General features: G+C 69.8%; 9 protein-coding genes and 1 pseudogene. 6 read left to right on the top strand and 4 right to left on the bottom strand.

Annotated features, from left to right (window positions below; genetic code table 11):
- Positions 1-98: 98 nt before the first annotated feature.
- The 5 genes from AB0D57_RS07420 to AB0D57_RS07400 all read left to right on the top strand — a co-directional run bounded on the left by AB0D57_RS07420 (position 99) and on the right by AB0D57_RS07400 (position 5,792).
- Positions 99-1,013: a LysR substrate-binding domain-containing protein gene (locus AB0D57_RS07420; protein WP_362068167.1), complete on the top strand. Its 915-nt coding sequence runs from the start codon at positions 99-101 to the stop codon at positions 1,011-1,013.
- A gap of 310 nt (positions 1,014-1,323) precedes the next feature.
- Positions 1,324-1,911: a DinB family protein gene (locus tag AB0D57_RS07415; RefSeq protein ID WP_362068164.1), complete on the top strand. Its 588-nt coding sequence runs from the start codon at positions 1,324-1,326 to the stop codon at positions 1,909-1,911.
- Between the two features lie 324 nt (positions 1,912-2,235).
- Positions 2,236-2,607 carry a hypothetical protein gene (locus AB0D57_RS07410; protein ID WP_362068161.1) on the top strand — a complete coding sequence of 124 codons (372 nt, stop codon included), beginning with the start codon at positions 2,236-2,238 and terminating at the stop codon, positions 2,605-2,607.
- Between the two features lie 40 nt (positions 2,608-2,647).
- The gene (locus AB0D57_RS07405) at positions 2,648-5,371 is read left to right on the top strand and encodes a tetratricopeptide repeat protein (protein WP_362068158.1); all 2,724 of its coding nucleotides are present in this window, start codon (positions 2,648-2,650) and stop codon (positions 5,369-5,371) included.
- A 112-nt stretch (positions 5,372-5,483) separates the two neighbouring features.
- Positions 5,484-5,792 (top strand): recombinase family protein, encoded by a 309-nt coding sequence (locus AB0D57_RS07400; protein ID WP_362068155.1) that lies wholly within the window; start codon positions 5,484-5,486, stop codon positions 5,790-5,792.
- Here AB0D57_RS07400 and AB0D57_RS07395 read toward each other — a convergent pair.
- The 3 genes and pseudogenes from AB0D57_RS07395 to AB0D57_RS07385 form a co-directional block, all read right to left on the bottom strand.
- Entirely contained in the window at positions 5,702-5,983 is a 282-nt protein-coding gene (locus AB0D57_RS07395) for a helix-turn-helix domain-containing protein (protein WP_362068505.1), read from the bottom strand. The two genes, AB0D57_RS07400 and AB0D57_RS07395, sit on opposite strands and share 91 nt — an antisense overlap.
- Positions 5,984-6,181: 198 nt before the next feature.
- Positions 6,182-9,895, bottom strand: a complete 3,714-nt coding sequence (locus tag AB0D57_RS07390; protein WP_362068152.1) for a S8 family serine peptidase — start codon at positions 9,893-9,895, stop codon at positions 6,182-6,184.
- A gap of 339 nt (positions 9,896-10,234) precedes the next feature.
- A pseudogene (locus AB0D57_RS07385) lies at positions 10,235-10,444 on the bottom strand (IS5/IS1182 family transposase); the annotation flags it as partial.
- A 484-nt stretch (positions 10,445-10,928) separates the two neighbouring features.
- On the opposite strand from AB0D57_RS07385, the gene AB0D57_RS07380 reads away from it, so the two are divergent.
- Positions 10,929-11,507: a DUF6431 domain-containing protein gene (locus AB0D57_RS07380; protein ID WP_362068149.1), complete on the top strand. Its 579-nt coding sequence runs from the start codon at positions 10,929-10,931 to the stop codon at positions 11,505-11,507.
- Here AB0D57_RS07380 and AB0D57_RS07375 read toward each other — a convergent pair whose 3' ends face one another.
- Positions 11,508-12,347 (bottom strand): transposase, encoded by an 840-nt coding sequence (locus AB0D57_RS07375; protein ID WP_362068146.1) that lies wholly within the window; start codon positions 12,345-12,347, stop codon positions 11,508-11,510.
- Positions 12,348-12,543 lie beyond the last annotated feature (196 nt).

The following is a 12,543-nucleotide window of genomic DNA, read 5'->3' as shown; positions in this document are numbered from 1 at the left end:
TTTTTCCGCTCCGCGGCTCTTGCTCTGTCGAGGTTAGGATCGAGGGATAAGACTGTCCAAGACTTGCTTGGACACACTTGAGTCCCGAGAGGTCTTACGTGCTTGACCTGCGCCAACTCCGATATTTCGTGGCCGTCGCCGAAGAGGAACACGTCGGCCGGGCCGCCGAACGCCTGCACATCTCGCAGTCGCCGCTGAGCCGGCAGATCGCCCAGCTGGAGAAGGTCCTGGGTCTGACGCTGTTCGAGCGCAGCCAGCAACGCATCCGGCTCACCTCCGACGGCCGCGTCTTCCTCACCGAGGCCACAGCCCTGCTGCGGCACGCGGACCGACTGGAGAACCTGGGCCGACGCCTCGGCCGGGGTGAAGAGGGCGGCCTGTGCGTGGGGTACGTGGGCGACGCCATGCACACCGGCCTCCTGCCCCAGGCCCTGCGCGCTCTGCACGCCGAGCGTCCCGGGATCCACGTCGCCCTCTACGGCCTGACCTCTCCACAGCAGTTCGAGGGACTGCGCCAACGCAGCCTGGACATCGCCCTGGTCCCGGAGGCGCCGCCCGAGACGGACCCGGACCTGCGCAGCGCCCTCCTCCTCGAGGACCCTCTGCTCCTGGCCGTGCCGAGCAGCCACCCCCTCGCCGACGCGACGGAGATCCTGCCCGAAGACCTCGATGCCCAGCCATGGATCGCCATCGAGGACAGTCAGGACCACGCCTGGCGGGACAATTTCGTCGCATCCTGCGCCGCCGCCGGGTTCACCCCCGATATTCGACTCGAGGCCCCGGAATCCCTCACCGCACTTGGCCTCGTCGCGTCCGGGCTCGGCATGGCGTTCGTGCAGACGAGCATGCTGCACGGCCACACGCCAGGCATCACGGTCCGCGAACTCCCCTGGTTCCAGAGGTCCGTGCGCCTGTGGGCTGCCTGGCACCGGATCGATCTCCGCCCGGTCGTCGCTTCGTTCCGCGCGACCGTCCTGAACATCGGAAACAAGGAGCAGGAACTCACCGGCTGAACCCGCGAAACCTGCGGCACAGCGTTGTCGGCGATGACCGCTCCCTACGGTGTCGAGGAACTGAGCGCCGACGCCGGGCCCCGATGGCGCCGGCCTTCGGACAGCGCCGAAGAAGTGTTGCCGACCTCATTCACCATCGCCCGGCAGCACAGGCCCAGGGCAGCTTCGACCATCTGCTCGGTAAATAACTGTTGTCGTACCGATCTTGGGTTCTGTCGATCGAACGTGGAATCAGATTTGTCAAGGTTGTGGCCCTTTTGTCGCGAAGAAAAGCAGTGGACGGCAATCATGCGAACGGGACACTGGTTCGATGACTGATTCTGACGTGAAGGCGGATCTCCGTCTCTCCTTGCAGGATGCCCGTGACGCGTTGTTGTGGAAGCTGGAAGGCTTGTCGGAGTACGACATCCGCCGGCCCATGACTCCGACAGGCACCAACCTGCTGGGGCTGGTCAAGCACCTGACCGGCGCCGAAGCGGTGTATTTCGGCGAGACCTTCGGCCGGCCGGTTGAGGCGCCGCCGCTCTGGATCGCGGGGGCTGCCGAGCCGAACGCCGACCTGTGGGCGACCGCCGACGAGACGCGTGAGCAGATCGTCGACGATTACCGCCGGGTGTGCGCTCACTCGGACGTGACGATCGAGTCGCTTCCCCTCGATGCTGTCGGCCAGGTGCCGTGGGGTCCGCGGCCCGAGCTGCCACTTCGCCGGATTGCTGTCCACATGATCGCCGAGACTCAGCGGCATGCTGGGCATGCCGACATCGTCCGTGAACTCATCGACGGGGCCACAGGACAGCGGCCCGGGAGCGACAACATGGCGCCCGGCGACTCGGCCTGGTGGGAGAACTACCGAAGCCGACTGGAGCAGGTGGCCAAGGAGGCGGACTCGGGCTTGTAGATCAAGTGAAAGGGCGCCTGACCTGCAGGTTCGCGTGGCGCCATGCTTCCGCCTGGGCTTCGAGGTGCTTCACGCGGCATGCCTCGGCGTAGTCGACGCGGGCCTGCTGCATCGCGGCTTGCCAGCGCAGTCTCCGTTCGCTGTCTGGTCGCTTCCAGGTCTGCCAGTCGCTTGCGTTCGGCGGCTTCTCCGCGGAGGGTCACTTCCTGGGGAGGGAAGGTTGCCGAAACCGATGGTCGCGGGTATGCGTCCTGCTATCAGTGAAGGCCTCACGTGACGCTGTGGGCTGACAAGCTGTCGGGGATGGACAGGGAGGGGTGAGCCGTGTCGCAAGGCTGGAAGATCACGGTCATCGTGGCTGCAGCGGCTGGCGTTGTGTCGACACCGTTGGTCTGGCTGCTGAACAGTCCGGACACCGGTCAGCTGGTCGGGGCCTCGGTCCAGGGGGCGGTGGCCATCGGCGCCCTGGTCTGGGCGCTGTTCCAGCAGCCGGCCACCGGGCCGGCGCCAGTTTCGGGGCCGGTGGACGTGGCCGTCGCGACGGGGAAGGCCACGGCCACCGACGAGGGCGACGCCAGCACTGGGGTACGGCGCCCCGCGGGTGCGGGCAGTGGGTCGGCGACTGCGGAGCGGACCGGGGACGCGACCGCGGACGGTGCCGGCAGCAGCGCCAGTACCGGTATCGACTACAGCTGAACTCGCTGACCGGCCGCAGGGAAGCAGACGGGGGCCGTCCATGAAGAAGAAGCGTTGGTGGCGGAGACTCGCGCTCGACCAGCAGACCGTCACGCCGACGCCAGAACCGAAGCCGACGGCGGTGGTGAGGGACACGGGCAGCGCCCGCGCCGCCGGAGAGGGCACGGCTGTGTCCGGGTACCGCGCCCCGGCGCGCGGCCGCTCATTCTCGGCAGCGGGAGCCTCGACACAGGTCTCGGGAACCGGGAACGCCATCGCGTCCGGGGGCGGTATCGCCAACTCGGGCATCCTGACGTATGTGCAGCCGCGCCGGGAGCCGGTGACGTTCCCGCACCAGGTCGGTGTGCTGCCCGCGCGGGTCGGCTGCTTCCAGGACCGTGCCGCGGCATCGGCGCTGCGCCAGGCGGTGGTGTGTCAGGTCCTGGCCGGAATGGGCGGCGTCGGCAAGACCCAACTCGCCGCCGATCAGGCCCGCCACGCCTGGCGCAACGAGGAAGTAGACCTGCTGGTGTGGGTCACCGCAGCCACCCGCAGCGCCGTCATCAACGCCTACACCCAGGCTGCCGTCGACATTCTGTGTGCCGACCCCGGCGACCCGGAGCGTGCCGCGAAGGCTTTCCTGGCCTGGCTCGAACCCAAAACCGCACAACAAACACCCCGCTGGCTGATCGTCCTGGACGACGTCGCCGACCCAGGCGACCTGGACGACCTGTGGCCGCCCGCCCACGCCCACGGCCGGACCCTGGTTACCACCCGCCGCCGCGACGCCTCCCTAGCCACCCACGGCCACGTGGTCCCAGTAGCCCTATTCACCCCGGCCGAGGCCATCGCCTACCTCCAGCAAGCCCTGGCCGCGCACGGGCGCCGCGAAAGCGCCGCGGACCTCGCTGCCCTCGCCGACGACCTCGGACATCTACCGCTCGCCCTGTCCCAGGCCGCCGCCTACCTCACGGACACCCACCTGGACGCCACCACCTACCGCACCCGCCTCGCCGACCGCACCCGCCAACTACCCGACCTGCTCCCCGAGTCCGGAACCCTGCCCGACAGCCAGCCGACCACCGTGGCCGCGGCTTGGTCCCTGTCCCTGGACCGCGCCGACCAACTCCGCCCCGCTGGCCTGGCCCGCCCCATGCTCCAGCTCGCCGCGATGCTCGACCCCAACGGCATCTCCCATGAGGTCCTGACCAGCGACCCAGCCCTCGTACACCTCGCGGCCCACCGGACTGCCCCGGGTAGTGACGGCCCTGCCCGAGAACCCTCCGCCGTCTCCGCCGAGGAGGCGGCCGGCGCGCTGCGCGTCCTGCACCGCCTGAGCCTGATCGACCACATCCTCAACGCCCCGCACCAGGCCGTGCGCGTCCACCAGCTCATCCAACGCGCCATGCGTGACCGGCTCCCGGCCGACCTGTACAACCAGTTCGCACGCACCGCCGCCGACGCCCTGCTCGCCGCCTGGCCTGACATCGAACGCGACACAGACCTCGCCCAATCCCTGCGTGCCAACACCGACGCCCTCACCCGCCACGCCGAGGACGCCCTGTGGGGACCCGACGGCCACCACTGGGTGCTCTTTCGTGCTGGACAAAGTCTCGGCAGGAGTGGCCAGGTCAGAGCAGCAGCAACCCACTATCAACGCCTCGCCGACACCGCACGTCTATACCTCGGCCCAGATCACCCCGCCACACTCGGCGCCCTTCACTGCCTGGCACTGTGGCGGGGTAACGCAGGTGATGCGGCGGGCGCCGCAGAGGCATACGCAGTGCTGCTGCCTGACCTGGTCCGGGTGCTGGGCCCGGAGCACCCCGACACCCTCGCGGCCCGGCGCAACCTCGCCGCCTGCCGGGCCAATGCGGGTGATGCGGCGGGCTCCGTAGCCGCATTGGCCGAACTAGTGACCGACTCAGAACGGGCGCTGGGTCCGGACCACCCCGGCACCCTCTCGGCCCGATATAATCTCGCCTCCACTCGGGGCAAGGCGGGTGATGCGGCGGGCGCCGCAGCCGCATTGGCCGAACTGGTGACCGACTCGGAACGGGCGCTGGGTCCAGACCACCCCGACACCCTCCAGGCCCGGCACAACCTCGCCGAGTGGCGGGGAGGGGCAGGGGATCCGGCCAGCGCGGTTATGGCATTCGCTGAACTGCTGGAGCGCAAGCGGCGAGTGCTGGGCCCGGAGCACCCCGACACCCTCAGAAACCGGCAAGACCTGGCCGACTGGCAGGGTAAGGCGGGGGATCCGGCCAGCGCCGTCACAGCGCTCGCCGAGCTGCTGCCCGACCTAGTACGGATGCTGGGTCCAGACCACCCCGACACCCTCAGCACCCGGCACGAGCTCGCCTTCTGGTGCGGCCAGGCGGGGGATCCGGCCGGCGCCGCACAAGCCACCGCCGAACTCGTTCCTGACCGGGAGCGAGTAATGGGCCCAGACCACCCCGACACCCTCCAAGCCCGGCAAAACCTCGCCTTCTGGTGCGGCCAGGCGGGGGATCCGGCTGGCGCCGCAAGAGCCACCACCGAACTGTTGACCGACTTGGTGCGGGTGCTGGGCCCAGAGCACCGCCAGGTCCTCGACGCCCGGAGCAACCTCGCCTCCTGGCGCGGCCAGGTGGGGGATCCGGCGGGTGCCGTCGCAGCGTTCACCGGGCTGCTGCACGACTTGGTGCGGGTGCTGGGCCCAGACCACCCCGACACCCTCGACGCCCGGAACAACCTCGCCTTCTGGCGCAGCAACGCTGGCGATGCGGCAGATGGCATTCGGTAACGATCGTTCGTGAGACACGAAGATCGACATGACGTTCCCGCAGGTCGTGACCGTAACGCTTCCCGCGTACGCGCCTATGTAACGGGCAGCCCCTTTCGCGATACGGTCGATCATGAAAATCGGCGTTGCCCGTGTATCGACCCGCGACCAACACCCCGAAGCCCAGGAAGACGCGCTCCGCGCGGCCGACTGCGAGAAGGTCTTCACCGACAAGGCATCCGGCAAGCTCGCCCGCCGACCCGAACTCGACAAGGCACTGATGGTCGCTCGCGAGGGCGACCAACTCGGGGTGCCGGTAAGAACGCTGTCACCAGCCGCAAACGGCGGTGATCAGTCCTTTGACCTGGAGGGTCGGGGCAGTTCTGCCGTGTTGGTCGACTCGGCGAGCGCGAGACGGCCGCCCTTCAGTTCGGGCACGTAGTTGTAGATGGTGTTGCGGGAGACCCCGAGGAGCTTGGCGATCGAGGTGACGGTGTTCTCCGGGCGGGCGAGCAGGTCGCGGGCGTGACGTACCTGTTCGTCGGTCATGGCCGGCGGGCGGCCGAGGCGGGCACCTCGGGCGCGGGCGGCGTCCAGGCCCTCGTTGGTGCCCTGGACGATGAGTTCGCGGATGAACTCCGCGAGGGCCGCGAAGACATGGAAGACCAGGCGCCCGACACGATCGGCCGGTCCTGGGCGTCGTATTGCGTCAGAAGGCCGGGAGCAGCTCCCATCAGGGCCTGGACGCTGCGCTCGCGACCAGCCGTTCGCTGGTCGCGAGCGTGCGTCAATGGGGGGCGACGACCGGGCCGGCGGCCCGGTGACGGACCCTCAGCGCAGGCCGAAGGCGCGTGCCACGGTCTGCGTCACCGAGTTCCCCGCCGTGTCCCGGGCGCTCACCCGCAGAGACACGAAGGCGGCCCCTCGCGGCGCGTCGAGGGCGTAGCGCCCGGGCCGCCGCTCCCGAGGCCGGTGCCAGGTGTGCCCGTCGTCGTACGACACCTCGACGGAGAGCCGGTCGACCCCGCCCGCACCCGCCGCACCCGGCAGATGCAGCGCGGTGACCGCCAGATCGGCGTTCCTGTCCGCCCGGCCTGCGTCGTCCGTCGCGATCGCGTAGTCGAGTTGGATCAGCGGCAGCACCGCCTGGGTGTCCGCGGCCGGGGCCTTCGACGCGAAGGTCCACTCGGTACGGGTGGTGGGGGAGTAGGGGCTGACAGTGGCGTCCCGGCTGTTCTCCACGACCAACCGGTAGGGCAGAGTGCCCGCCGAGGGCGCCTCACCCCCGACGACGGTGCCCGTGCCCTGTCCGAGCAGGGTCTTCCCCTGGTACAGCGCGAGGGTCTGCCGGGTCCGCTGGTAGTCCATGGACATGCCCACGTGGTCGGCTCCGCCCCAGCCGGGGACATCGGTGCTCAGCTGGTGCCCGGACCGGGTCGGCCGTTTGTAGTTGTCGTTGAGGTAGGGGCGTTCGATCGGCTTGAACCACTCCTGCGCCTGCCTGCTGTTCGCCCGGTACGTCCGCTTCGGCTCGACTTCGTAGAGCAGGCTGTCGACGTACGCCTCCTGGCCCCAGCGGTTGTCCCCATTCGTGGAGACCCAGTCGACGCGCCTGCCGTTGACCGGCTCGCGCATCGTCGTCCCGATGCCCCAGTTCGAGTACGCGGGCCAGTCGAAGCGGTACTCGCCGCCGCCGCGCGACGGGTCCGGGCTGTCGAAGGTGACGTCCACCCGCGCCAGGTTGCGCGGACCACCCCGGACGACCATGTCGGACGGGATCTCGTTGTGCCACGTCTGCATCAGGTCGTACACGTACGGGCTGGCGGGCACGGACGCGGCTGTGAGGGTGTTCCGGCCCTGCCGTACCTGCCTGATCAGCTTCTCGCCCTCGTCCGTGCTCAGCAGGGCGACGTCGAGCGGGACGGGGGTGAACGGATCGTCGCTGTACTCGCGGATCTGCCGCCCCGGTCGGTCGTTCACGACCAGCAGCAGCTTCGCCCCCGCCGCCGCGGCGGCCCGCGCCTGCTCGACGTCGCCGGTCTCGGCGTCGCGTCGCACGATGACCGCCTTGCCGCGCGCGTCGAGCCCCGCGTAGTCGGCCGCCGCTCCGTCGCCCGCGACGACCGCACGCAGGGTCCGCCGCCCCTCGGGCAGCGGGGTCACGGCTGCCTGGCGCAGTACGTCCGTGAAGTCGGTGGACGACGTGGAGACGCTGAGCGCGGGTTCCTCCTTGCGCCATCGCGCCGCCATGTGGAAGTCGCCGTGCCTGACCCTGTGCGTCGTGGGCTGCGCCCACAGGCTGTCGTAGCTGGTCTGGGTCTCCATGTAGTCGCGCCAAACGGCTTCGCCCATCGAGCGGTTGTACTCGAGCCGCTGGTAGGTGACCTCCGTGCGCCGGGGCGTCGTCATGTCGATCCGGCGGACCTTCGCCGCGTCGAGCGTGACGGTGGTGTCGTGGTCCAGGGACACGTCGGGGTCGCCGAGCAACGCCATGCCGAGGGAGCGCGGTCCGTGGACGCCCCGCACGTCCTTGAAGGCGAGCACCGAGTACACGTCGTTCGGCAGGTAGGCCTCGGCCGTGCCCGACTCGTCGACGAGGAAGAACATCGGGTCGTAGTCGCCCGACTTGAGCACCTGGACGACGCCCGGCATGGGCCTGCCGTCGGCGTCCTTGAGGACCAGGGTCAGCTTGTGCGCGATGTCGCCCAGGGAGACGGCGGTGTGGGCCGCGAGCGTGCCCGTGGGGCCGGTCGCGAGGATCTGGCCGCTGTAACGGCCGTTGCCGGGCGCCCGCGAGGCGTCGATGGTGACCGTGACGTGGGCGCTGCCGTGTGCGGGGACGACCACCTGGTCCGCGGACAGCCGGAACAATCCGGCGGGCGCGTTCGGGGCCGCCACCGACAGCGCGAGGGTGACCGGTTCGGCCGTGGCATTGGTGTAGGTCACCGGGCGCTGTACCGCGCTGCCCGAACCGCCTTCCGGTACCCGTCCCGCGTACGCGGTCGCCGAGGCGAACACGTCCGCCTGCACGGCCGCTGCCACGTCGAGACGACCGCTGCCGCCCTGGAAGGCGTCGTACTGCGGGGTTTGCACAGACGTGCTGGCGAGCAGGTCCTTGAGCTGACTACCCGTCAACTCCGGGTGGGCGTACGCCAGGAGGGCGGCGGCGCCGGTGACGTGCGGGGTTGCCATCGAGGTTCCACTGAGCGTTTGGTAGCTCCCGGTGCCCTCGGGGGCGTACTGGGAGCGAGCGGCGAGCACGTCGACGCCGGGGGCGGTGATCTCCGGCTTCAGCGCCCCGTCGCCCACGCGCGGGCCCTGGCTGGAGAAATACGCGACGGAGTCAGTGGCGTCGACGGCCCCGACGGTCAGCGCGGCGTTCGCGGCACCGGGGCCGCCGATGCTGTTGGGTGTCCCCGTGTTGCCCGCGGCTGTCACGAACAGGGCCCCCGTCTCGGCGCTGAGACGGTCGACCGCCTCGCTCTCCGGGTCGGTCCCGTCGGACGGTGTGGCGGACCCGAGGCTCATGTTGACGACCTTGGCGTGCTGGTCGACCGCCGCCCACTCCATGCCCGCGATGATCCAGGAGTCCTGGCCCCAGCCCTCGTCGGACAGCACCTTGCCGATGTGGAGCGAGGCGCCGGGCGCGACGCCCCGCTCCGTGCCGCCGGACGCCGCTCCTGTTCCGGCGACGGTCGACGCGACGTGGGTGCCGTGGCCGTTGTGATCCGCCACGTCCTCGTCCGGTACGAAGTTCCGCGTGGCCGCTATCCGGCCGGCGAGGTCCGGGTGCCCGGTGTCCACTCCCGTGTCCAGTACTGCGACGTCCACCCCCTTCCCAGTGTTGCCGGCGGCCCAGACCTGCGGCGCGCCGACCTGGGCCGTCGTGTCGATGAGATCGGTCTCCACCTTTCCGTCCAGCCAGATGCGGGCGATGCCGCCGCCGAACGAGGGGGCTGCCTCGGCAGTGCGGGCGGCGGGCGCGCCGGTGACGGCGTCCCAGAAGTCGGTAGCCCGCCCGCGGTCCTGGCTGAGGGCGGCGCCGTGCACGCTGCTGAGGTCCCGCGTCCGCGTGGCGCCGGGCGGCGGCGCGCTCCGCCACAGTCCGGCGGGGCTGTCCCGGTAGGACACGATCAGCGGCAGCCGGTCGCGGTGCGCGTCGTCGTAACCGGCTTCGACGAGGTCGCTGACGTTGAACAGCCTTCGGTCCAGGGTGCCTTGGGCCACGTACGGCAGGGCCGTGTCCGGGTAGACGTAGAGGTCGCCGCCCGCCTCCGTGACGTGGGCGTCCGTGGGCCCGCCGTCCGGGCCGGTGACGACGACCGTACCGCCGGACGAGCCGGTCCCGGGGGACTGCCGGGTGGTGACGAGGTCACCGGTGATCAGGGTGACCGTGTGCGTGCCGGGCGGGACGCGGTCCGCCGCCGGTCCGGTCGTGACCTGGGAGACAGCGGGCGCGGCGGCCGCGGTGAGCGGAGTCGACAGGGCGAGTAACGCGGTGGTCGCGGCGGCTGACGCGCACCAGCGTCTGAGACGTGTTCTCAAGGCACTTCCTGGGGCTGAAGTGAGATCCGGGGATGGGTGTCACCGGACTGTTCCGGAGAACTGCCCAGCCGGACAGCGTTGCAAGCGCGCTACCGAGCCATGCGTTCAATGGGCCGACACCGCGCCTTGGGGGTGTCATCATGTGCAGGCCGGTTGGATCACGACGGGGAAGCCGTGTCGACCTCCTGGTCACCAAGTACTGGCGGTACGGGTCGACGTGAGTGCCTGTGTCACATCCTCTTTCAGCAGGTCACGGTGCCCTGAAGCTAGGTGTTGATCGGGTTTGCCGTTCGGTTGAGCGTCGATGGACGCCGAACCGAACGGCAGCCGGAGGGATCGTCAGGCGGCTGCGGCGAGGGGAGTTGGGACCGCGTCGGTTCGGCGGTTTCGTCGGGTGAGGCGGCGGGTCATGAGGGTGATGAAGGCCCACTGGATGTGGGCTTCGGCGTGGGACATGAGGCGTTCGTAGTCCCGCGCGTTGCGGCGGGCCCGCATCGTCCACGAATTCGACCGTTCAACCACCCAGCGCTTGGGCAACAAGACGAAGCCATCGCGATGCGCCAGGTGGCCCGTTGGGACACCGGCAGCACCACCGTGGACCTCCCCAAGCCCGTCGTCCGCCCGCGCCAGCCGAAGCCGGCACCCGGCCGCGGGGCCGCCAGCCCGGCCCCATCGCCGACACAGGACGTTCCACCGGTTGCCTCGCCGGAGCCGGAATCTCCCGTACCGCTTCCGCCCGCCCCCGTACCGCTGCCCCCGCCGCAGGAGCGCCAGGACCCGGTGCACTCGGTCCCTGAGCCCCCCGCCGGCCCGACAGAAGAGTCCGGGCCGCCTGCGGAACCTCCGCGCCCGTCACAACCTCCGCTGCCGCCGACGCCACCGCTTCCCCCGTTCCCGCTGTTGGACGACTCTCTGTATGAGCACGAAGGGGCAGGTCGGCGACAGTCACGGTGGACATAAGTGCTGATCTTGATGGGCAGCCTGATCTTGCTTCGTGCACGACGACACGGTGTGCACGAGGTGGAGGTGCAGGGTGCTCATCGTCGACACCGACGTCGTGCTCGTGGAACGCCAGCTGCGGGCCGGTGAGTTGACGTGCCCGTCGTGCGGTGCTGTGCTCGCGCCGTGGGGACACGGCCAGCCGCGGGAGATTCGTGGTGATCTCGGGTCCCGCCTGTTCGTACGTCCTCGTCGCTCGCGTTGTTGCCAGGTCACGCACGTGCTGCTGCCGGAGATGATGTGGCCGCGGCGGATGGATGCGGCCGAGGTGATTGGGGCCGGGCTGGAGATAGCGGCTCTCGGGATGGGGCATCGCCAGGTCGCCGCCCATTTGGGCTTGGCGGAGGACACCGTCCGTGGCTGGATCCGCCGGTTCCGCCGCAGGTCGGAGGACGTCCGCCGGTACTTCACCGTCGCCTTGGTGGCCCTTGCTGACGATCCGGTGATGCCCGAACCGGCAGCCTCGCCGCTGGCTGACGCGGTCTCGGTCGTCGCGGCCGCCCATCGGGTGGCGGCGACGAAGTGGCCGGAGATGCACACGGTGTCGCGGTGGGCCTTCGCCGGCCGGGCGATAGACGGCCGGGTGCTGACCTGCACTCCTTCGGCTAGTTGATCAACACGGGCCGCCCCTGGGCGCTGATGGGAGGTGCCGGAAGTCTTGATCGTGTCCGTCCGCGACCGGGGCGGACGCTGATCGAGATGCGAGGAGAGTCCGCGCATGACATCGAGCGAGGACGAGGACCGCCGCCGGGTGGAGAAGGCCCGGCAGGGCGGTCTGTTCCGCTATTCCCTGATCCAGGACCTGCTGGACAGCACCCTGACCACCCGCGAACGAGGCTGTCTGGCACGTGAGTTGGCAGAGAAGGAACACACGGATCCGTTCGGCCGGCAGGTGATGGCGCTCGCGTGTCCGGGTGACCAGCCACTTCTCCGCGCCGGTGTCCGGATTGAGCGTCGAGGGCGGAGATGCGGCCATGCGCCGGGCCGAAGGGGTGCTCACCTCGGGTACTTGCAGACAGGGACGGTGAGTGATCACGGTGCGTTCGACGGCGGTGGCCAGGTTGTCCCATAAATGCCACCGGTCGGCGACCTGCCGCGCGCCCGGTGCGCCTGCGTGGGCTGCCTCGGCATAGGCACCGGCCCGGTCCCGGCAGATCACCTCGATCCCCGGGTGTCCGGCCAGCCAGAGCGCCACGGGTTCCTTCTCCCGGCCGAGCAGCAGGTCGAGAACGGCATGGGACTCGACGTCGACCAGCACCGTCCCATATCTGCGCCCGCGTCGGGTGGCGAAGTCATCCACCTCAAGCACCCGCGGTGAGGGAGGACACGGGTCGGGAAGCGCCAGCAGCACGTTCAACAACGTCACTCTGCTGACGACGATGTGGAGTACGGCGGCAAGCCGGGCGCCTGCCCGGCCGGCAAGTGCCAGGGCGATCGCCTGCACCAGGGCCACCAAGAGGCCCTTCCGTCATGCCTCCGCACCGGCCAACTCACCCGATCCAGCACCCCGTTCGAAGCAGACCGAGCACACGAACGGATAGAGAACGGCCAGTAAGCTTGTTCTTTAACCTCGCCTGCGTTTCTGCTGGTTGAGGGCGTGGTCTTGATTGGACAGCAGGAACGACCGTCCTTCACGCTTCGAGATGTCG

The sequence above is a fragment of the Streptomyces sp. NPDC048275 genome (assembly GCF_040652275.1).
Lineage (GTDB): Bacteria > Actinomycetota > Actinomycetes > Streptomycetales > Streptomycetaceae > Streptomyces.
The sequence above is the reverse complement of the archived record's forward strand: the minus strand, read 5'-3'. Positions and strand labels throughout refer to the sequence as shown.

Excerpts from the sequence above, each read along its gene's own strand:
- AB0D57_RS07405 (WP_362068158.1), top strand. The coding sequence starts at position 2,648 with ATGAAGAAGAAGCGTTGGTGGCGGAGACTCGCGCTCGACCAGCAGACC.
- AB0D57_RS07400 (WP_362068155.1), top strand. The coding sequence starts at position 5,484 with ATGAAAATCGGCGTTGCCCGTGTATCGACCCGCGACCAACACCCCGAA.
- AB0D57_RS07415 (WP_362068164.1), top strand. The coding sequence starts at position 1,324 with ATGACTGATTCTGACGTGAAGGCGGATCTCCGTCTCTCCTTGCAGGAT.